Source organism: Archangium violaceum Cb vi76 (assembly GCF_000733295.1).
Classification (GTDB): Bacteria; Myxococcota; Myxococcia; order Myxococcales; family Myxococcaceae; genus Archangium; species Archangium violaceum.
Map to the genome: position 1 here is coordinate 19,732 of NZ_JPMI01000166.1, position 20,705 is coordinate 40,436.

The window sequence follows — 20,705 nt, forward strand, 5'->3', positions numbered from 1 at the left end:
TAAGAAAGATTGAGGCTGGGGTACCCCGAGCCAGGAGCGAGAGCGGTGACCGTGAACAGCCAGGAACTCCGCCGCGCCGCCGATGTCCTCCGCTCCGCCGAGGCCCTCATCATTGGAGCGGGTGCCGGGATGGGCGTCGACTCGGGCCTGCCCGACTTCCGCGGCACCGAGGGCTTCTGGCGCGCCTACCCCGCCTACGCGAAGCTCGGACTCGACTTCGCCTCCATGGCCAACCCCCAGTGGTTCCGGAAGGATCCCGAGTTCGCCTGGGGCTTCTACGGCCACCGGCTCGGGCTGTACCGCGCGACCAATCCCCATCCCGGCTTCGAGCTGCTGCGCTCCTGGGCCTCCCGCATGCGGCACGGCGCCTTCGTCTTCACCTCCAACGTCGACGGCCAGTTCCAGAAGGCGGGCTTCCCCGAGGACCGTGTCCTCGAGGTCCACGGCTCCATCCACCACGTGCAGTGCCTCGGCTCCTGTCAGGGGATTGCCTCCGCCGCTCCGTACTCCGTGGCGGTGGACCCGGAGTCCTTCCGCGCAGAGCCACCCCTGCCCACGTGTCCGCGCTGCGGCTCGCTCGTGCGGCCCAACATCCTCATGTTCGGTGATTGGGGATGGGACTCCTCGCGCACCGAGGCCCAGGAGGAGCGGCTCTCGGCGTGGCTCGAGGCCGTGAAGCCTGGTTCGCTGGCCGTTGTCGAGTGTGGCGCGGGCACGGCCATTCCCTCGGTGCGCCACTTCTGCGAGCGCGTGACCGCCGCGGGGAACGGGACGCTGATTCGCATCAACGTGCGTGAGCCCGAGGTTCCCTCGGGGGGCATCGGTCTGCCCCTGCGTGCCCTGGAGGCACTGCGGGGGATTGAAGCGGAGATGGCGCGCGGGTGACGCGGCCCGGGATTCAACCCGGGGACCTCTTCGACCTTACCCAGAAATTGAAGGGCCTCTCCGAGAGAGAAAGGGCCCTCGGAGGGAAGGGGAGCCCAGGCCCAGAGGCGGCCGGTGAGGACGCGCTCCGCGTGGGGGCGTCCGCACGGTAGGTGCTGGCAGCGCTGGGTGGGACATCTGCTAGGGTGGACCGGAGAGGTCATCCACCCTGGCACTACTATCACCCCTCGCCCCGCTCGTTCTCATCACCCTGACCCTTGGGACGCCCTCTGCGGCCCAGACCCAGCCCCCGGCCCGCGAGCGGCAGGAGCGGCAAGTCGTCGTCCCCGGTCCCGGCGAGCCCGTGCCAGAGGCGCGGGTGGCGGCCAACACCCTCACCATCTTCCGCTTCGGGGCCTCCATCGATAGGGCCTCGGTGGAGGTGGAGGGGCGGACAACGCGCTTCAAGCTGGTGGACCCGGGCGAGTACACCCTCGCGCTTGAGCCCTCCGTCGAGCCAGCCCCTGGAGAGCGCCTCATCGTACGGGTGCGCTACAAGGACGGCGGCACCCCGTCGTACGCGGCCCTCGCGCTCGTCTCCCACCCCACGCTGGTGGACAAGGAGGTGGAGGTGGTGCGCCGCCCGCGCACCGTCGAGGCGCTGGAGGCTAGGCTGTCCCACGTGGAAGCCGAGCTCGTCTCCCTGAAGGCCCAGTGCGCGCAGAGCGGACTTCCCAACCTCGCCTTCTCCGGGGTGCTCGACTCGAAGGACGTCCGGGCCAAGCTTTTCGTCGGGAAGCCGGCTCCCGGCTACAAGGGCGGTCTTGAGCCGGGGCTTGGTACCGGCTACCGGGGCACTCGCTGGGCCATGGTGGTTGTCAAGGTGCGCAACCTCCCGGGACAGCCTGCTTGGACGCCCGGTGCGGCACGGCTCACCAGCGTGAAGGGAACGCCGGTGAAGGTGCTCTCGGTGCACATGGAGAAGCCCCAGCTCCAACCGGGCGAGTTCGCCCTCGTGGCCATCATGGTGGAGCCCCCCGCCTCCAACGAGGTCCGCTTCCGGCTGGAGTTGGTGGACTCCGAGGGCGGGCGGCTCCTGCCCATCACCGAGGTTGAACTCTAGGAGGGCCGGCCCATGACGACTGACGCCCAACACCCGGACCACCTGGAGCCCGGCCACATGGTGGGGCCCTGGCGCATCGTCGCGGTGCTGGGCCGTGGAGGTTCCGCCCGGGTTTTCAAGGTGGAGCGTGATGGCCAGCCCTACTCCCTGAAAATGGCGCTACTGCCCCTCACCCAATCCACGGAGGAACTCACGGAAGAGCAGTACGTGGAGGAGACGAGCGTCTACCGGCGCCTGGCGCGAGAGGCTGCGACCCTCTTCACCTACTCCTCCCATCCCAACCTGCTGCGCGTGTACGCGGTGGACTTCTGGCCCCACCCCACCAAGGGCTACCCCTTCATCGTCATGGACTTCATCGACGGGGAAACCTGGCACGAGAGGCGCTGGCGCAAGCCCCTTCACGCCATCGAGCTGGTGAACACCTTCTCCAGTGTGGTGCGCACCGTGGGTGTGCTGCATGCACGCGGTGTGTTCCACAGGGATTTGAAGGCAGAGAACATCCTCATCCGCAAGAAGGACGGCCGACCGTTCGTCATTGATTTTGGCACCGCGCGCATCCCAGGGGCCCTCACGAAGACACTGGGCCTGCCCGAGGGCGTCCTGCACTTGGTACCCCCCGAGCTCCTGGCCTACACGCGCACCGAGGCCTGGAAGCGGGGTGAGCCCTTCCATGGCGGGGTGGCTGCGGATCTGTACGCACTGGGCGTGCTGCTCTACCAGGGTCAAACGGACAGGCACCCCTTCGACCCGGAGCTACCGGACAAGGAACTGCTGGCCGCCATCGCCGCCGTCCCGCCCACCGCGCCACATCTGCTCAACTCCCTGGTGCCGCGTTCCCTCAGCGACATCGCCATGAAGCTGCTGGAGAAGCGGCCAGAGGACCGCTACCCCAACACCGAAACCCTGCTCAAGGCACTGGAGCAGGCCAGCGAGAAGCAGAGAAAGTCCCCCGCTTGGCGGGTGCCCCTCACCGCGCCGGAGAGGAGCCCGGCAGAGGCGCCGCCCAAGCAGACGGAACAAAAGCAGGTGGCCCAGCCCCAGCCAGCAACACCTGCGGGTGAAGCAACTCCTCCTCCAGAGGATATGAGGCCGTCGGCGGGCGCTCGTGAGGAGGCTCCCGCCAAGGAGCACCGCACGTGGCGAGTGGGGCGCCTCGCCATGCTGGGTCTGCTTCTCCTCGCCGGCCTGTTCCTTGCCTCATGGCTGGTGCGATCCACACTCGCGCGCTCCCACATGTCGGAGTCCATCTCATCCGGCTCCCCCGAGAAAGGAAGTGCGCCCGTGCCCCCTCTCACCACGCCCCAGGACTCGACTCCCTCCAGCCGCTCACGCTTCGGAGTCCTCGCCGTGTGGCTGTGCACCGCTGCTGGGCTGGGCTGTCCCGCCGCCCAGGTGAGGCCGGAGCCAGAGGACTGCTCCCCCGAGGCCCGGCACACCATGTTCGAGGAGATGAAGCTCGACGAGGGCATGCGGCTCCAGGCCATCGTCGACATCAACCAGCCTGGGGACCCGTACCAGGAGGGCATCTACCGCGACGGCCCCATTGTCGGCCGCGTGGTGCAGCGCGAGGGGACTGCACCGCAGCTACCTGGTGGCACGCTGTTGTACGGGAAGCTCTGGACGGGCTCTGGGATTCAGAACCGGGATGGGGAGGAGGCCGTGCTGGGGCGCTACACCGAGGCGCTGCTGCCGGACGGTCGCAAGCTGCCGGTATGCGTCGCCCTGGGCGGGCCGGAGGGTCGCTGGCGCAAGCTGCCCGGCTCCGAGCCTGGGGCCGTTCGACTGCAACGGGAGTTGCCAGTGGCGGCCGTCTGGCGCTGGCCGTAAGAGCGCTGCTGTCGCTCGGACCTGGGCTCAAGCAAAAGCTGGGGTACAGTCCACGGCCCTATACCCAGGTCCTGCTGCTGGACGATCGCCAAGTGCCTGTGCACCCTCGTGGAATGGCCTGATGGGCGATAGGCCAAGATGCTTGGCTCTAAGGCCGATTGTAGCCGTGCTGCCGCGCAAGGTGCCGGTGAGTACTCTGGCGCTGGCCCTGATTCCTTGCTGATGGCGTAGGTCTCCCTGGAGCTACGACGGGGTACTTCAGTCAATGGTTTCGGATGGGGCTATGCGGGCGGCATGCCCTGTGCTAGCTGACGGACACTTGCGTGCCCCAGTTCAAAATGTGGACAGATGTGGGACTTGAAACAGGATGGGCGTACGCAAGCACACGCTGTGCGGGAGCTGCCTGTGAGCAACAAGCTGACCACCAATCTGTTCTGCGCTCGAACCGACCTGAAGAACGAAGCATCTGTGGAACGGCTGTTCACCGATCGGCTTCTCAAGCACCTTGGCTACGCTGATGAGCAGGTACTCCCGAAGACCTCCATCGATGAACTGCCTATCGGCAAGGGGTCCAAGAAGCTTCACTACAAGCCTGACTACATGCTCCTCGTGGGAAAGACCCCGCGATGGATCATTGATGCAAAGGCTCCTTCTGAGAACCTCGACAATTGGGTTGAGCAGTGCGCCAGTTACTGCCTCGCCATCAATAGCCGGTTGAAAGCCGGCCAGAATCGTGTCCTCTACTTCCTGCTCACTAACGGCTTGGAAAGCCGTGTCTACGCTTGGGATAAGGCCGAGCCCCTGTTGGTGCTCCAGTTCGAGGACTGCCTAAAGGGTAATTCCAAGCTCAAGCAACTTGAAGCGCTACTCTCGGCCGACGCAGTCAAGGCGTGGAAGGAGTCGAAACGAGACCAGTCTGGCGAGCGAATGATGAAGTTTGTGCACCCCACACCGAACGTCATCAACGGCGTGTTTGCAGAGTGCAACAACTACATCTACAAACACGATAACATCTCGCCCGCAGCCGCCTTTCATGAGTTCGTAAAGGTGGTCTTCCTCAAAATCAAAGCCGATCGCGAACTGCACGGGAAATACTCCGACGAAATGCGGGAGGGACTTCCCGTGCCGGTTAAGGACGTCGTTTTCTCTGTCGCTTGGCTTGAAAGTCTGAAGGACCAGCACCCCAATCCTTTGGACATCCAGTTCCAAAAGCTGCTTGAAGATCTCGAACGCGAGGTGATCAGCGGCACAAAGAAGCGCATTTTTGATAAGGGTGAGCGCATCAAGCTCCGCCCGGATACGGCCAAAGAGGTTGTGCGTCGGCTCCAAAACTACGACCTCTTCGGAATCGACGAGGACCTTAATGGTCGGCTCTTCGAGGCGTTCCTCAGCGCGACGATGCGCGGGCGCGAACTCGGCCAGTACTTTACTCCCCGTAGTGCAGTGAAACTCATGACGCGCCTTGCGGACCCTCAGGTTCACGGGGACAAGACTGATCGCATCATTGACCCATGTTGCGGCACTGGGGGTTTTCTCATCGAAGCTATGGCAGTTCTCGAACGGGCTGTGAGCGAGAACGACACTTTGTCGAACGCGGAGAAGAACAAGCTCCGTAAGTTCATCCGCGAGCGTGCCCTGTTTGGCATTGATGTGGGACAGGAGCCACCCATCGCGCGCATTGCACGTATCAACATGTACCTCCATGGTGACGGCGGCAGCCGCATCTACATCGCGGAGGCGCTCGACAAGGGAGTCGGCCCGCAGAGCCACATGTCCCCCGAACTCGCTGCGGAAGTGAGCGAACTCAAGCGGAAGCTGTCGGAGAAGGAGGGCCTCTTCGACATTATCATAACAAATCCACCCTTCTCGAAGGAGTACGACCCGGCAGTCGCCAGCGAGCGCAGTATTCTGCGTGAATACGATCTCGCGCAGGGGGCGGCAGCCAAGAAGAAGCTGAAGTCCAACGCCCTCTTTCTAGAGCGTTACCGAGACCTTGCCCGCCCGGGCGGAAAAGTGCTCGCCATCGTCGATGACAGCCTCCTGGCCGGCGATTCGTTCGCACATGTGCGAAATTTCATCCGTGCCAACTTCATCGTCCGTGCGGTCATCTCGCTACCTGGGGATGCCTTCCAGCGCTCGGGGGCGCGCGTGAAGACGTCCATCGTCTACCTCACTCGACGGCAATCTGCCGACGAGGAGCAGCCAGCTGTCTTTATGTGGTACTGCACTGCAATCGGCGTGGACGATTCCGCGCGACAACGCGTGTTGCCCGAAGATGCAGTGCGCCGCGAAGAAGCGACGAAGGAAATCTTCCGTGTAGTTGAGGCCTTTCGGAAGGCGCAGGCGGGGAAGGACAAGGCCCACCTCGTCCCCGCCTCTCGCATAGGCGACCGGCTGGACGTCAAATCGTGCGTAGTGCGGCTCTCTCGAAAGGCCAAGGACTGGGAAGCGAAGGGGCTGGAAGTTGCCTCGTTATCCCAGTGGGTATTGCCGCGAGTGGAGTTGTGGTCCGGCGAACCCTCGGAAACCGTAAATATGCTGTCGGTGACGTATGACGGGCACGCCGTCGCGGAAGAGAAAGAACGCGACACCGTGAAGGGCAAGGACCTTTACGTCGCTCGTGCTGGTGACCTCGTCGCCTCACACATCAACGCGGTCCACGGTGCTATCTGCGTTCTCCCAGCGGAACTCGATGGGAGCGTTGTATCGCCTGAGTACACGGTACTGACACCGAAGGAGGGCATGAGTGCGCATGCGCTCTGGGCCATTCTGCGCAGCCCAGAAGTCAGGGCAGATATGCTCGCAAGTACCTCAGGCCATGGCCGCCACCGGATTGATTCCTCAGTGCTCCTCCAACTGCGCGTACCACGCCCGACAGCGGAGTTGAGCAAATCCACCGTTGAAGCATTTAAGCGAGCGCGGGAACTGGAAGAAGAGGCTGCAAAGTTGCGGGCCCAGGCACAGAGCAAGCTCGAAAGAGAGATGGCGCTCACCAGCGAAGAGGCAAATAACATCATTCTCGCATTCAAGCCTCCGCGATGAGCAGTTGATAACAGAGCCATTACCGAATTCACGGGCCATCATCCATGGTGACCCGGAGAAGCTCTCCGATGCCCTTGAGCAACCGGTAGTACAGATATACGGGCACGGGGCCGAATGCTTTGAAGCTCGCGACGATGCGTTCCACCTGCTTGCTGTCGCCCCGCACGACTTGCAACAGCTCCACCGGTGTCGCGCCGTTCGCGGCACATGGCGTGGCCCGCATGACGCGAAAAAGCCTCCGCCAGGAGCGGCTGGGCCAACTCCCGGGGAGGCTCATACTGTGAGGGTGCTCGCCGGTGTTACGACCAGACGATGCTGACGGCACCGCGGTTGATCAGCCCCTTGAGCTCTTCCGCCTCCTCCAAGGACAGGGCGAGGCCCTCAATGGCAGATGGGACCTCCTCCTCCCTGGCGGGGATGGTGACCTCCCTGCCGCTGCTGAGCTGCACCTTGAGCTCAGCCGGGGTCGGGATGTTCAGCCTCATCTTCACTTCGGCCTTCGGTCTCATCTTCCATTCCTCGTTTCGTAGGGGGGAGGGGGCACGCCTACCAACGGGAAGCCGACACAACAAATAACCGTACTCGATGGCCTGCATCGGGCATTACGGGCTTCAAATCTTGGGTAAGGTCGAAGGGGAACTCGATACCCTCACCCCGACCCTCTCCCGGAGGGCGAGGGAGTGGATGCGCGGAAGGGGATTGGTACCTCAGGTCGGTGATGGGGCGGGGGTCGGGCTTTCGTCCACCCTGGGTGCTCCCACCGCCAGCCCCGCCGCGCTCAGCCGCACCAGGACGATCCACACCACGTCCGCCATCAGCAGGTGCACCAGCTGCATCCCCACCGGCGCCAGCAGCAGCAGGTTCACCATCCCCGCCACCAGTTGCAGCGCGTAGAGCACGCCCAGTTGTGCCGCCGCCCGCTTCGTCTCCGGCGAGGGCCTCAGCCTCGCCACCGTCGCCGCCGAGAACACCACCAGCGCCCCCATCACCACCGCCAGCACCGGGTGCAGCACCCTCAGCCGCAGCAGCAGGTGCGCCGTGGGCGAGATGTCCTGCCGGAATCCCTCCGCCAGGCTCGACGCCGGGAAGAGCGTGTCCCCCAACGCCGCGATGGCCCCGCTCACCCCCAGCACCAGCAGCCCCGCCAGGCTTCCGCCCAGCAGCCACCCCGTCAGCCCCTGCTGACGCCACGTCAGCCGCTCCCGGCCCTCCGCCCACCAGCACGTCAGTGCCATCGCCCCCACCAGCAGGAACGTGTTGATGAGGTGCGCCGCCATCCACCACGCCCGCGCCAGCGACTCGTTGTCCGCCACCATCTTGAAGAGCACCAGCCCCGCTCCCACCGCCGCCTCCGTCAGCATGAAGACGAGCGAGAAGACGGCCGCCTTGCGCACCGGGTGCCCCTTCGCGTGCGCCCTCAACCCCCACACGCACAGCACCACCGCCAGCACCATCGCCAGCCCGCTCGTCAGCCGGTGCGTGTATTCGATGAGCGTCTGGAGGGTGGGCGCGCGCGGCACCACCTCGCCGTTGCATACCGGCCAGTGGTCTCCACACCCCGCCCCCGAGCCCGTGGCACGCACGAACGCGCCCCACAGCACCACGGCCAGCGTGTAGACCAGGGTGGACCAGCTCAGGACTCGGAAGCCTCGGGAGGACACGGAAGCGCTCATCGTCGCCCCCTCCCTAGCCCACTTCGTCTCCGGCCGCCGCCTCGCGAGCCTCCGCTCCGCACGTCTGGCTACTCGCCCGCTTCACCACCATCCATATCCAGCGGGTATCCGAATCCCCCTCATCCCTACCTGGATAGGGCGTTGGATGTGCCTGCCTGCTCTCGGATGCCTCCTGGATGATTTCCAAACGGCTTCCCAGGGCTCGAAAACGTTGGCACGCCCCCTGCTACATGTCCGCTCGGTAACGATTTCGAGTTCGGGCGCCTTGGTGCCCGAAGCGCTCCGTGGGTCGGAGGCCCCCCACTTCGGCCCACGAGCGCATCTTTTCACGGCTGTAGTCGTAGCCATGCACCGCGGGTCGGGTTCGCCCCCTGTCCTGGCCCGCGGTGTTCTTTTCACCCGGTAATCCGCAGCTTGTCCGCGCCCAGCACCGCTGGCAGCGAGCCGAAGGCGAGCGAGCGCTCGATGACGTTGCGCAGCTCCCGCACATTGCCGGGCCAGGAGTGCGCCACCAGCGCGGCCAGCGCGTCCGGACCCAGTTGGGGAGGCTCGCGCCCCTCGGGGCTGAGCTGGTTCACGAAGTGGCGCGCCAGGGCGATGATGTCCTCGCGCCGCTCGCGCAGCGGGGGCACGCGCACGGGCACCACCTGCAGCCGGTAGTAGAGGTCCTCGCGGAAGCGGCCCTCGCGCACCAACTGTCCCAGGTCCCGGTGCGTGGCGGCGATGACGCGCACGTCCACGTGCGCCGGCCGCGTCTCGCCCAGGGGGAAGATTTCCCCGTTCTCCAGGAAGCGCAGCAGCTTGGGTTGCACCTCGAGCGGCAGCTCTCCAATCTCGTCCAGGAAGAGCGTGCCCCCGTGGGCGGCGCGGATGACGCCCGGGTGGTCCGTGGCCGCGCCCGTGTAGGCGCCGCGCCGGTGGCCGAAGAGCTGGCCCTCGAAGAGCTCGCGCGGCACCGCGGCGCAGTTGAAGGCGACATAGGGCCGCTCGGCCCGGGCCGACAGTTGGTGGAGCGCGCGGGCCACCACCTCCTTGCCGCTGCCGGACTCGCCGGTGACGATGACGGTGGCGCGCGAGCCGCTCAGCCCCGCCAGCTCCGTCTTCAGCTTGCGCATGGCGGGCGAGGCGGCGATGAAGCCGGGCACCTCGGGCGCGCTCTCGGGCTCGCGCAACGGGGGCTCCGCGTGGGCGAAGCCGCGCAGCACGGCCACCTCCAGCGCGAAGCCCGTCAGGCGCGCCAGGGCGCTGAGCAGGGCCCGTCCATCCGCGGGCAGCGGACCCTCCACGCCCACGCGCAGCCGGCGGCCACAGCCGTCACCGAACTCCACCCACTCGTTGGCGGGCACGCCGGCCTCCCCCAGCAGCGGCGTGGCGCGGCCTTGCGAGTCCAGCTCCTCCAGGCGCGGGGCGCGGCCGGGGAAGAGCCCCTCGAGCACCGCCACCAGCTCGCGCTGGATGAGGGGGGCGCCCATGCCGCGCACGGCGAGCCGCTCGAAGGGCACCACCAGCGACTCGGCTCCCAGCCGGGGCGCCACCTCCGGAGCGGGGGCTTCCTGCGCGGGGGGGAGGTCCGCGCTGAAGTCCAGGGGCGCGGTGATGCCGTAGCGGCGCAGCTCCTCCTCGCACTGGGCGAGCGACGTCTCGGTTCCCGCCTCTCCCAGGGCACGCGCCGTCAGGGCCAGCGTGCGGCGGGTGAGGGCGGCCTCGGGCAGATCTCCCGCCAGGGAGAAGGTGGCCAGCGAGGCCTCCAGCTTCTCGCGCGCCTCGCGCCAGCGGCCCTCGCGCATGAGCAGCAGGCCCTCCTGGCGGTGCAGCAGCGCGGTGTGCCAGGCGGAGGGGAACTGCTCCAGCATGGAGCGGGCCCGGCGCAGGGCCGCGCGGGCCTCTGGCAGTTGGAACGCGGCGGCGCGCGTCCCCACCTCGCAGATGAGGGAGTCGCGCCGCAGGTAGGGCCAGCCACCCACCTCCAGCGCCCGGGCGTGGGCGCTGGCGTAGCCCTCCGCGGCCCGCTGCACGTTGCCCTCGGCCCAGTCCGCTAGCGCCTCCGCGAAGCAGCCGTAGGCGCGGGTGAGGTGCTGCTGGACGGGGCCGTCATAGCGGGAGATGCGCGCCGCCAGCTCGCGGATGTCCGCGTAGCGGCCGGTGAGGTACAGCAGGCGGGCTCGCTGCCCCACCAGGTGGTGCGGTGTCCAGCGCAGCTCCTCCGTCACCGCCTCCGCCTGGTTCAGCACCGTCTCGGCCTCGGCGAAGCGGCCCAGGCGCATGAGGGCGTCCGCCTCCGCGCGCGCGGCGAAGACGAAGGAGAGGCCCCGGGGCAGCCGCCCGCTCCAGGCCACCTCGCGGGCACGGCGCACCAGGCCGAGCGCCTCGTCGGGCTCGCACGCCTCGTCCAGCCGGCGCTGCGCGAGGAAGCCGAGGTTGCGCGCCTCCAGGAAGGCATAGCCCACGCGCGCCGCGGCCTGCGCCGTCTCGCGGAAGCGCCGGGTGGCCAGCGAGGCCTCGCCCCGGAAGGCCGTCTCGTGGGCCACGCCGTCCGAGGCCACCAGCCGCAGCGTCGGGTCCGCCACCCCCAACAGTGCCTCCTCCAGCCGCCCGTACTGGCGGATGATGAGCTCGGGGGTGCCCAGGTAGAAGGCCGCGGCGAGCTCCGCCACGCGCAGGTGGCAGCGCACCTCCCCGCTGGAGAAGACGTGGGGGCCCAGCAGGGCCTCGGCGCGCGCCACGTGCACGTTCACCTTGCCCGCGTCGAAGATGCGGCCGTCCGGCGAGGCGAAGAGGTTGGCGGCCATGGCATGCACATGGGCGGCGGCGGCATCGGGCAGCGTGCCCGCCTCGGCCTCGTCCAGGTGGGGCAGCAGCACCGTGAAGGCGCGCCGCGCGTCCTCGAAGCCCCAGCGGTACACGTAGGCCAGTCCCCCCGCCGCCAGAGCGCGCGCGGCCGGGGTGCGCAGGGCTCCCGAGGTGAGCAACCCCAGCAGCGTGTCCTCCGCGTCGCGCCAGTCGGCCCGTTGCAGCAGCGTCAGGCAGGGAGACAGCCGGGCGCGCTCCTCGCGCGAGACGTCCTGCCGGAACAGGCTGGAGGACGGGCGGGGAAGGGAAGGCAGGGCGGGCTGGCCGCCCCCGGCGAGCTGGCGCAGGGCCTCCATGACGCGGCCCCGGGGACGGCGGGCCTGCGCGGCGGCCTCCGGAAGCTCCCAGCGGTACACCGTGAGGGGGGTGACGCCGAGCTGCCGGGCGAACGCCGCGCGGCTCTGCTCTCCGCGCAGCGCGCGAATCGCCTCGGGCCCCAATGCTTCTGCTTCATTCCTCGACACGGCCGTCCCCTTGCGGCCCCCCAACCGTCCTCTCTTCTTCGTTCATCTGGCGGTGAAGGGCAAACCTTGCTGTGGGCCTGCGAACAGGCGGGCACCCCGCATCCATCCCGGGTAGGGAAAGGAGCGTCATCGAATCGTGGGCAGACAGGGTGCGCCCGGTGTAACACCGGGACGTAACGCCGTCGCCGCCGGGAGACAGCCATGGCTCCGCAACCGCCCCCTCCGCCGCCCGAGTTGCCCCTCCAGAAGCACCTGCGCCGCATGTTGGAGGCCCTCGCCGAGGGCCAGAAGCGCCACGCTCAGTGGAAGGAGATGTGGGAGCGCCAGCATGCCGAGGAGATGGAGAAGTGGGCGGAGCGGCATGCCGAGGCGGTGGAGAAGGGGGCGGAGCGGTGGGCCCAGGGGGTGGAGAAGTGGGCGGAGCGGCATGCCCAGGGGGTGGAGCGGTGGGCCCAGGGGGTGGAGAAGTGGGCGGAGCACATGGGCTCGCTGGGCGGGGAGCACCAGGACAAGAAGGAGCGCCGCAAGTGGGAGCGGCGCATGGCGCGGGAGCGGTGGAAGGAGGAGCAGCGCGCGCTCAGGCGGCAGCGGGAGTTGGAAGAAGCCAACCCGATGATGGGGTGGGTGTTCGCGCTGGCGGCGGTGGTGATGACGGTCATGGCCATCATCAACGTCCACACGCTGTGGTGGCTCATCTTCGTGGCGCTGGGCATGGGGGCGGCGTCGGCGGGGATTCTCGGCCGCGTCCACCAGCTCCGGCTCCAGGAGGGGCAGAAGCAGGGCCTGGGGACGGGGCAGGAGGCCCAGGAGGAAGCGCGGGAGGAGGCCCCCGAGCGCTCCACCGAGGCGGAGGCGCCCCGGCAGGTGGAAGATCCGAGGACGGCTCGGGTGGACACGCTGTGCGACAAGCTGCTGGCGGAGCTGCGCGCGGGGCCGGGGGTGCTGCGGGAGGTGGTGCACCAGCCGGAGCAGACGGTGGAGGGGCTGCGCAAGAGCTGCCATGAGCTGGCGCGGCGGGAGCGGGAGCTGCGCGCGTTGAGCCCGCCCGAGGAGGAGCGCCGGTTGGAGGAGGAGCGCGCGAGGCTGGCGGCGCGGGTGGAGTCCGAGCGCGACGAGGTGGTGAAGGAGCGGCTGGAGGGGGCGTTGCGGCTGTTGGACGAGCAGCGCAAGCAGCGGGCGGAGCTGGCGACGGCGGCCTCGCGGTTGGAGGCCGAGCACATGCGCCTGTACTACACGCTGGAGAATCTCTACACGCAGGTGCTGCGGGTGCGCTCGGCGGACGCGGCGGGAGCGGACGTGGCGGGAGCGGGCCTGCGCCGCAGCGTGGAGCAACTGGGCCTGGAGATGGACGCGGTGGCCGAGGCGATGGAAGAGGTCCACCGCGACGCGCCGCCCCGGACGCGGGTGCCGACCCGGTAGCGGCGGAGACGGTTTCCACCAGCGTGGACGGTCGCGCTCCGCCGATTCCCTCTTGGGCGGTGTTGGCCCGGCGTGTGCTCTACCACGGGCCACGAGGTCCCTGGACGGCGCCCCGGCGGCTCGAGGAGTTGCTGGAGCTTCCCCTCAAGCAGGCGCGGCGGGAGGGGTGGCTGAAGCACGTGGTGCGTCTGGAGTACGTGCTGTTCGACCTGATGGCCCGGAGCGAGCGGGAACTGAAGACGCTCCCCTGTCCGCCACTGGTGAGACTGACCCTGGTGTTGCTGCGCCTGACCAGCACCCGGGCGTTGAACAGACGCCTGATGCACCAGGTAGACCTGTTCAAGGAGGTCGACGGCTCGCCCCAGGGAAGGAAGGAGCTGGAGGCGGTCGTCTACTACCTCCGGGAGCGGGGGACGAAGACTACTGGAGAAGTCACCCGACGGGTGTTAGGTTGCGTGATGCGGGAACAAGGAGTGGAGGAACTCATGTGGACGGAGGGACAGCGGCTCCGAGCGGAAGGGCGTCGGGTCGGACGGGCGGAGGGGCGGGTGGAGGGACTGGCCAAAGGGTTGGCCAAAGCGGTGCTTCGGCTCCTCTCGGCCCGGGGCGTGCGCGTGGGGGACGTATCTCGACGGCGCATCCTTCGCTGCACGGATCTGGTTACGCTCGACCGGTGGTTCGAGCGGGCTTTGCACGCCGAGAGACTCTCCGAGGTGCTGGACGGCTCGGGGACTTCCTCCCACCCAGGCACCCGGAAGCGGACCGCCCGGGTGAAGAAGGCGGCCCACTCCTGAGGGTGATTCTCCGCGCTCCTCAGGGCAGCAGCGCACGGGTCGGGGTGAAATGCTGCCCCGACGTCCCATCCCCGAGCTGCCCGTAGTAGTTGTCACCCCACCCGCGCACGGTGCCGTCCGGGAGCACCACCAGCGAGTGATGGACGGAGGAGCCAGCGGCCAGGGCCTTCACGTTCGTGAGTTCCGGCACCTGCTTGGGCGCGAAGCCGGGCTCGTACGTCCCGTCCTCGTTCTCGCCCCAGGTCCACACGGTGCCATCGCCGCGCAGCGCCAGGGAGGTGTGGTAGCGGGACGAGACGCCCACCACGTCCGTGAGCCCCGGTACCTGCACGGGGGTCTGTGAGATGGTCGGTCCGTCGTCGGTCACACCGAGGCGATAGGCGCCCCAGTTCCACACGGTGCCATCCTCGAGCACCGCCACGGAGTGGCTGCCGCCGGCCGAGATGGCCTTCACCCCCGTGAGCCCCATCACCTGGACCGGCACCGGCACGATTTCATTTCGCGTCGTCCCATCCCCGAACTGGCCATGGAAGTTGGAGCCCCAGGCCCACACCGTGCCGTCCTTCTTCAGCGCCAGGAAGTGAGAGTCCCCCGCGGCGATGGCCACCACGTCCGTGAGCTCCTGCACCTGGAAGGGCGTGCTGCGGTGGCCCGGCTCCACGTTTCCGTTTCCGGGGGCGAACGTATGCTCCCACTGCCACACCGTGCCGTCCGAATGCAGCGCCACCGACTGAGCGTAGACGGTCGCGATGGCCACGATGCCCGAGAGCCCCGGCACCTGCCGTGGCACCGGTATGCCCGGGACGATGCCTTGGGAGTTTCCCCAGCCCCACACGGTCCCATCCCCGAGCAGCACCAGGCCGTGGTAGCCGCTGGCCGCGATGGCCACCCCACCCGAGAGCTCCGGCACCTGCACGGGTGAAATAGCGGCCGGGAGCGCCTGGCCCGCGGGACGGATGCCCCTGCCCCAGGTCCACACGCGCCCCTCCGTGTCCAGCGCCAGCGAGAAGCCCACCCCGACCTCGACTGACACCACGCCCGGCAGCCCGGACGCCCGCACCGGCGTGGGCCGCCGCGCCGAGCCCACTCCGAGCCAGCCGCCGTGGTTCGGGCCCCAGCCCCACACGGAACCGTCCTCGCGCAGCACCAGGCAATGGGTGCCCCCCGCAGCGAGACCGGTCACGCCCGTGAAGTCTGGCACCTGCGCGGGCGCGGCACGGGGGAAGTCCGTTCCATCGCCGAGCTGGCCAAAGGCGTTGTTGCCCCAGCTCCACACCGTGCCGTTGCCGCGCAGCGCCAGGAGGTGGCCCTGGGTGCTGGCGCTCACGTCCACCACGTCCGAGAGGCCCGGCACCTGCCCGGGCGTGGCCCGGGAGATCTTCGTCCCATCGCCGAGCTCGCCCCGGCGGTTGTCGCCCCAGGTCCACACGGTGCCGTCCTGCTTCACCACCACGGCGCTCTGGAAGCTGAAGTCGAGCGCCACCACGTCCGAGAGGCCCGGCACCTGAGCGGGCGTGGCCCGCGGGCCCGTCACCGTCCCATCGCCGAGCTGGCCAAAGGCGTTGTCACCCAGGGCCCACACGGTGCCGTCGTGGCGCAGCGCCAGGGTGTTCATCAGTCCGGCGGCCACCGCCACCACGCCCGTGAGACCGGGGACCTTGCGCGGTTTCAGTGGCTCGGGATTGGACGGGCTTCCGAGCTGAAAGGAGGAGTTCGACCCCCAGCCCCACACGGTGCCGTCCTGGCGGACCGCCAGCGAGTGATAGCCGCCGGCCGCGATGGCCACCACCCCCGTGAGTCCGGGGACGGGTTGGGGCGTGAACCGGGCGCTCTTCGTTCCATCTCCGAGCTGGCCGGAGATGTTCGAGCCCCAGGTCCACACGGTGCCGTTCTGGCGCAACGCCAGCGAGTGATAGCCGCCGGCGGCGACAGCCACCACGTTCGTCAACCCAGGCACCTGCACGGGCGCGTGACGCGTGGTCTTCGTCCCGTCCCCCACCTGGCCTTCATTGTTGGCGCCCCAGGCCCACACGGTGCCGTCCGCGCGCACCATCAGGGAGTGGGTGTTGCTCGTGCCGAGCACCCGCCGGGTGACCGTCTTCGGGTGTGGGGGAGGGATTCCCGGGGTGGGCTTTTCCGCGGGGGGCCGCCCCCCACCACAGCCGGCCATCAACGAGGCACCGAGCACTACCCACAGCCAGGCACTCCAGGCTCCACGACTCCGTTGCCGCATCATCCCTCCGGGGACACGCCACCGCGTGCCCCGGCGCCAAAGCAGCGGGCATGCCAGGAACCGGCGTGCTCCAAGCTCCCGGAATCCGTGCGGCCTCCCGGTTGCCCACCAGGCGGGGTGACGTTTCGCGCGCCCCCGGGTGACAAATTTCGGACGCGGGCCCTACTCGCTGGCCTGGGCCCGCGTGCTCGCGGGCGCCGGGGCCGAGGGGTTCGACAGGCGCACCGTCTTGATGTTGAGGAACTCGAGCAGCCCGTGGCGCGCCAGCTCGCGCCCGTGGCCCGAGGCCTTCACCCCACCGAAGGGCAGGCGGGCATCGCTCGCCACCATGCCGTTGACGGCCACCGTGCCGGCCTCCAGCCCGTCGATGAAGAAGCGCTGCTCGGCCTCGTCGCGCGTCCACACGCTGGCGCCCAGTCCGTAGGGCGAGTCGTTGGCGATGCGCAGCGCGTCCCGGGCATCCTTCGCGCGGAAGAGCACGGCCACCGGGCCGAACATCTCCTCCATATAGGCCGGAGAGCCCGGCGGAGGATGGGCCAGCACCGTGGGCGGGTACCAGAAGCCCGGCCCCGAGGGCTTGCTGCCCCCCAGCAGCAGCTTCGCTCCCGCGGCCACGCTGCGCTCCACCTGGTCGTGCAGCCCGTCGCGGATGCTCTGCATGGCGAGCGGCCCCACCTCCGTCTTCGCCTCCAACGGGTCCCCCACCACGGCGCGCCGCATCCGCTCGAGGAAGCGGCGCTCGAACTCCTCGTAGATGGGCGCGGTGGCGATGAAGCGCTTGGCGGCGATGCAGGACTGGCCGTTGTTGATGAGGCGGGCCTTCACCGCCGTCTCCACCGCGTTGTCCAGGTCCGCGCCCGGCAGCACCACGAAGGGATCACTCCCCCCCAGCTCCAGCACCACCTTCTTGAGCTGCTGGCCCGCGCGCTGGCCCACGTCGCGTCCGGCGCCCTCGCTGCCGGTGAGCGTCACCGCGCGGATGCGCGGGTCTTCAATCAGCCGGCGCACCCCCGCCACGTCCACCAGCAGCGTCTGGAACACCCCCCGCGGGAAGCCCGCGCGCTCGAAGAGCTCCTCCAGCGCGAGCGCGCACTGGGGCACGTTGTGCGCGTGCTTGAGCAGCCCCACGTTGCCGGCCATGAGCGCGGGGGCGGCGAAGCGCACCACCTGCCAGAAGGGGAAGTTCCACGGCATGATGGCCAGCACCGGCCCGAGCGGCTGGTAGCGCACGAAGCTCGTGTCCGGCGCCGTGTCCACCGGCTCGTCCGCGAGGAAGCGCTCGGCGTTCTCCGCGTAGTAGTGGCAGGCCGTGGCGCACTTGCGGGCCTCGGCGCGCGCCGCCTCCAGCGGCTTGCCCATCTCCTGCGTCATCATCCGCCCGTAGGCGTCCGCCTCCGTCTCCAGCAGCTCCCCCGCCCGCTTCATCCACCGGGCGCGCTCGGCCAGCGGGGTGTGGCGAAAGGTGTGGAACGTCTCCTCGGCCCGCCGCAGCCGCGTCTCCACCTCCTCCGGCGTGTGGGGGGTGAAGGTGCGCAGTGTCCTACCGGTGGTGGGATCGATGGTGGCGAAGCTCATGGGGCCTTCCTCCAGGGGCGCGGAGTGTGGGCCCGGCCTCCCGAGGGCGACAAGCCACGTGTGCAGCCCCCCGTTCACACCTGCACGCGGTTTCCGGACGGCGGTGTCAGGGGGCGAAGTCCTCCAGAGAGGACACGGATGTCGTGGATATCCGCTATCGCAGGATTTCTGATTCAATCTTGAAGCACGAGTTTCAAGTTCGACGCGTTATCTCCGTCCCCTTTGAAAATCAGGCTTTCCTTTGTTTAATATAGGCGTCATGTTTCAGCCATGACGGTACGCCTGTGAGGGTGTTCCAGTATTTTCGCGGGCTTGAGGGGTTGGCGCGGTTCCTGCTCTTCATCGCGTGCAAGTGGGACCGGAGGGGTGGCAGCAACGTTGCTTCTCCGGCTTTGTAGAAACTCTTTTTTGAGGAACTCATGCGCTTCAATCTCCGCCACATCGTCCCGGTCGCCCTGCTCTCTCTGGTGGGGTGCGGTGTTGAGACTCCCGTCTCCGAGACGGTGCCCGTAGCGGCCGAGGAGCTGGGGCAGGCGCGCTCCATGCTTCAGCTTTCCTCGGACTGCCCGGGCTGCCTGGTGGGGACGGAGGGCGCCAGCTTCTCGAGCGGCTTCGAGCGCGAGCGGGTGGTGGATGACATCTACCACTACCGCATCCGCCTGCGCGTGGGCGGGACGGCCAACGACGTCATCACCCTGCACCGCGTGGTGCGCGAGCGGCTCCCGTGGTGGCCGGCGCGCGCCCCCGAGTCCGTCTTCATGGTGCACGGCGACGCCTGGGACTTCCAGGGCGCCTTCATGTCCAGCACGCTGACGGAGGTGGTGGACGACAAGAAGTCCATCGCCGTGTACCTGGCGAAGAAGGACGTGGACGTGTGGGGCATCGACCTGCGCTGGACGCACGTGCCCGAGGGGACGCAGGACTTCTCCTTCATGAAGGGCTGGAACCTGGGCACGCACGCCAAGGACGTGGGCACGGGCCTGACGGTGGCGCGGGCGGTGCGCGCGCTGACGGGGAGCGGCGGCGGCAAGATGAACCTGCTGGGCTGGAGCCGCGGGGCCACGGTGGCCTACGCCTACATGAACGCGGAGACGCAGCGGCCGCAGGGCCTGCGCCACGTGAGCGGCTTCATCCCGGTGGACATGGTGCTGAAGTTCGGGCCGGAGGCCGAGGAGCAGCGCCAGTGGGCCTGCGTGCGCGCGGCCGTGGGTGGCATGGTGCTGGGCTCGGGGCGCTACGAGGGCAACCTGTCCGGGCCGGGCGCGGGCGTGGCCATCCAGATGGTGGGGCAGGCGGCCAGATTCCTGCCGAACGAGCCCGCGCAGATTCCGGGCATCGAGCTGCCGCCGATGACCTACCAGCAACTGGGCATCGTCGTGGGAGCGGCGACCTTCTCGCTCCTCACCAACGAGGCGTACGGCATCCAGCCGTCGGTGCCCTTCTACCACTTCACCGCGGGCGCGTTCGGCGCGGACGGCCTGCCCGTGGCCCTGCAGTACGTGCAGCCCCAGCCGTTCTTCGACTTCCTCAGCACCGCCCACCCCTTCCAGAGCTTCACGGAGATGGTGGAGAGCGATCGCCTCATGTGTGGCGACGAGAGCCTGCCGTATGACGACCACCTGGCGCAGGTGAAGGTGCCGGTGCTGTACGTGGGCGCCGCGGGTGGCTTCGGCAGCTACGGCGCGCACAGCACGAAGCTGCTGGGCAGCAAGGACGTGAGCGTCCACCTGGTGCAGAAGCCGGGCATGCCCCGCGTCGCCGATTACGGCCATGCGGACCTGTTCCTGGCCAGCGATGCCGAGACGGCCGTGTGGGAGCCCATCTACAAGTGGATGAAGAAGCACTGAGCGCCGGGGCGTTGCCGTCGCCCCGATGCCCGGGCCTCGCGGAGACGCGGGGCCCGTTTTTTTTGGAGCACCCCGCGCCCCTCCGGGGGGACTCCCCGCCCTTGCCCGGCTCCTTAGATTGTGAGCCCGCGCCCGGGATGAGCCCGGGCCAGAGCGAGGACCCCCGTGGTCGACAACATCTGGACCGAATTCGCCAGGAGCTACGACGCCATCTGCTCCCAGCTCAACTGCTACCGCCGCATGGCCGCGAAGGTCCTCCGCGACACGGTGGGCCGCAAGTACGTCATCGACGCCGGGTGCGGCACGGGGCTGTTGAGCCAGCCGCTCGTCGAGCGGGGCCATACGGTGGTGGGCTTCGACAACAACCCGGCGATGCTCGGGCTGGCGCTGGGCAAGCAGGCCCGGGCGCCGGAGGAGGCGCGCCGGCGCTGGAAGGTGCTGGAAGGGGATGTGCGCACCTTTCCCCGGGGAGTGCCGGGCGAGGCGGACGCCGTGTTGCTCAACAACGTCCTCTTCTACGTGCGCGACCCGGAGCAGGTGCTGCGCCAGTGCCTCGGGCACCTCAAGCCGGGCGGCGTGCTCATCGCCACCGGTCCCCGGCAGCGGCCGGACCTGCGCAAGGTGATGGTCAACTCCATCGAGGAGTGGAAGGCGGAGGGCCGCTGGGACGCGCCGCTGCAGGCCGCCACCTCCTACCACGTCGACGTGACGCGCAGGCTCGTCACCGACCCCAATGAGATGGTCACCTTCTTCGAGCCGGAGGCGCTGGTGGACACGCTGCGGGGCCTGGGCTTCTCCCATGCGCTCGCGGCCGACGGCGACGACTACTACGGCGAGAACTACTACGTCTGCATGGCGCGCTAGCCCACGGGGCCGGGACCGGGAGGGCGGCGCCTCTCCTGGTCTCCACGGCCGGTGAGCCGTGCTTCAGGCTCCACGGTCCGGTGCGAATACCTCCTCCCGGGCGCCTGGCCGGAGCGTCAGGTGCTCGAGG

14 protein-coding genes are annotated in these 20,705 nt (G+C 68.6%); 8 read left to right on the forward strand and 6 right to left on the reverse strand.

The window, feature by feature from the left end; all coding sequences use genetic code 11:
* Positions 1 to 45: 45 nt before the first annotated feature.
* The 4 genes from Q664_RS24315 to Q664_RS52600 all read left to right on the forward strand — a co-directional run bounded on the left by Q664_RS24315 (position 46) and on the right by Q664_RS52600 (position 6,856).
* Entirely contained in the window at positions 46 to 885 is an 840-nt protein-coding gene (locus Q664_RS24315; protein WP_043400314.1) for an SIR2 family NAD-dependent protein deacylase, read from the forward strand.
* Positions 886 to 1,135: 250 nt separating this feature from the next.
* The gene (locus Q664_RS24320; protein WP_084610324.1) at positions 1,136 to 1,987 is read left to right on the forward strand and encodes a DUF2381 family protein; all 852 of its coding nucleotides are present in this window, start codon (positions 1,136 to 1,138) and stop codon (positions 1,985 to 1,987) included.
* A gap of 12 nt (positions 1,988 to 1,999) precedes the next feature.
* Positions 2,000 to 3,814 (forward strand): serine/threonine protein kinase, encoded by a 1,815-nt coding sequence (locus Q664_RS24325; protein WP_043400317.1) that lies wholly within the window; start codon positions 2,000 to 2,002, stop codon positions 3,812 to 3,814.
* Positions 3,815 to 4,219: 405 nt separating this feature from the next.
* Positions 4,220 to 6,856: an N-6 DNA methylase gene (locus tag Q664_RS52600; protein WP_160174488.1), complete on the forward strand. Its 2,637-nt coding sequence runs from the start codon at positions 4,220 to 4,222 to the stop codon at positions 6,854 to 6,856.
* 28 nt (positions 6,857 to 6,884) lie between these two features.
* Here Q664_RS52600 and Q664_RS24335 read toward each other — a convergent pair whose 3' ends face one another.
* The 4 genes from Q664_RS24335 to Q664_RS24350 all read right to left on the reverse strand — a co-directional run bounded on the left by Q664_RS24335 (position 6,885) and on the right by Q664_RS24350 (position 11,843).
* Positions 6,885 to 7,079, reverse strand: coding sequence for a hypothetical protein (locus Q664_RS24335; RefSeq protein WP_043400320.1), 195 nt, complete (start codon positions 7,077 to 7,079; stop codon positions 6,885 to 6,887).
* Between the two features lie 76 nt (positions 7,080 to 7,155).
* Entirely contained in the window at positions 7,156 to 7,365 is a 210-nt protein-coding gene (locus Q664_RS24340) for a hypothetical protein (protein WP_043400323.1), read from the reverse strand.
* 198 nt (positions 7,366 to 7,563) lie between these two features.
* Entirely contained in the window at positions 7,564 to 8,529 is a 966-nt protein-coding gene (locus Q664_RS24345; RefSeq protein ID WP_043400326.1) for a COX15/CtaA family protein, read from the reverse strand.
* 395 nt (positions 8,530 to 8,924) lie between these two features.
* Positions 8,925 to 11,843: a sigma-54-dependent transcriptional regulator gene (locus Q664_RS24350; RefSeq protein ID WP_043400431.1), complete on the reverse strand. Its 2,919-nt coding sequence runs from the start codon at positions 11,841 to 11,843 to the stop codon at positions 8,925 to 8,927.
* Positions 11,844 to 12,044: 201 nt separating this feature from the next.
* On the opposite strand from Q664_RS24350, the gene Q664_RS24355 reads away from it, so the two are divergent.
* Complete coding sequence (locus tag Q664_RS24355; protein ID WP_152622312.1) at positions 12,045 to 13,262, forward strand: hypothetical protein; 1,218 nt, start codon at positions 12,045 to 12,047, stop codon at positions 13,260 to 13,262.
* A 59-nt stretch (positions 13,263 to 13,321) separates the two neighbouring features.
* Positions 13,322 to 14,056: an RpnC/YadD family protein gene (locus tag Q664_RS60115; RefSeq protein ID WP_200883761.1), complete on the forward strand. Its 735-nt coding sequence runs from the start codon at positions 13,322 to 13,324 to the stop codon at positions 14,054 to 14,056.
* A 19-nt stretch (positions 14,057 to 14,075) separates the two neighbouring features.
* On the opposite strand, the gene Q664_RS24365 is transcribed toward Q664_RS60115, so the two are convergent.
* Together Q664_RS24365 and Q664_RS24370 are read right to left on the reverse strand one after the other, a co-directional pair.
* A complete protein-coding gene (locus tag Q664_RS24365) occupies positions 14,076 to 16,292 on the reverse strand; it encodes an RCC1 domain-containing protein (protein ID WP_235216854.1) in 2,217 nt (738 codons plus the stop codon).
* Between the two features lie 159 nt (positions 16,293 to 16,451).
* Positions 16,452 to 17,864: an NAD-dependent succinate-semialdehyde dehydrogenase gene (locus Q664_RS24370; protein ID WP_043400328.1), complete on the reverse strand. Its 1,413-nt coding sequence runs from the start codon at positions 17,862 to 17,864 to the stop codon at positions 16,452 to 16,454.
* A gap of 419 nt (positions 17,865 to 18,283) precedes the next feature.
* Between Q664_RS24370 and Q664_RS24375 the strand changes: the two genes are divergently transcribed.
* Together Q664_RS24375 and Q664_RS24380 are read left to right on the forward strand one after the other, a co-directional pair.
* Positions 18,284 to 19,711 carry a hypothetical protein gene (locus Q664_RS24375; RefSeq protein WP_052518605.1) on the forward strand — a complete coding sequence of 476 codons (1,428 nt, stop codon included), beginning with the start codon at positions 18,284 to 18,286 and terminating at the stop codon, positions 19,709 to 19,711.
* Positions 19,712 to 19,876: 165 nt separating this feature from the next.
* On the forward strand, positions 19,877 to 20,575 hold the full coding sequence (locus Q664_RS24380; RefSeq protein WP_043400331.1) for a class I SAM-dependent methyltransferase: 699 nt from the start codon (positions 19,877 to 19,879) through the stop codon (positions 20,573 to 20,575).
* Positions 20,576 to 20,705 lie beyond the last annotated feature (130 nt).

Coding starts and splice junctions, on each gene's coding strand:
- Q664_RS24325 (WP_043400317.1), top strand. CDS start 2,000: ATGACGACTGACGCCCAACACCCGGACCACCTGGAGCCCGGCCACATG.
- Q664_RS24335 (WP_043400320.1), bottom strand. CDS start 7,079: ATGCGGGCCACGCCATGTGCCGCGAACGGCGCGACACCGGTGGAGCTG.
- Q664_RS24340 (WP_043400323.1), bottom strand. CDS start 7,365: ATGAGACCGAAGGCCGAAGTGAAGATGAGGCTGAACATCCCGACCCCG.
- Q664_RS24345 (WP_043400326.1), bottom strand. CDS start 8,529: ATGAGCGCTTCCGTGTCCTCCCGAGGCTTCCGAGTCCTGAGCTGGTCC.
- Q664_RS24355 (WP_152622312.1), top strand. CDS start 12,045: ATGGCTCCGCAACCGCCCCCTCCGCCGCCCGAGTTGCCCCTCCAGAAG.
- Q664_RS24365 (WP_235216854.1), bottom strand. CDS start 16,292: ATGATGCGGCAACGGAGTCGTGGAGCCTGGAGTGCCTGGCTGTGGGTA.
- Q664_RS24370 (WP_043400328.1), bottom strand. CDS start 17,864: ATGAGCTTCGCCACCATCGATCCCACCACCGGTAGGACACTGCGCACC.
- Q664_RS24375 (WP_052518605.1), top strand. CDS start 18,284: ATGCGCTTCAATCTCCGCCACATCGTCCCGGTCGCCCTGCTCTCTCTG.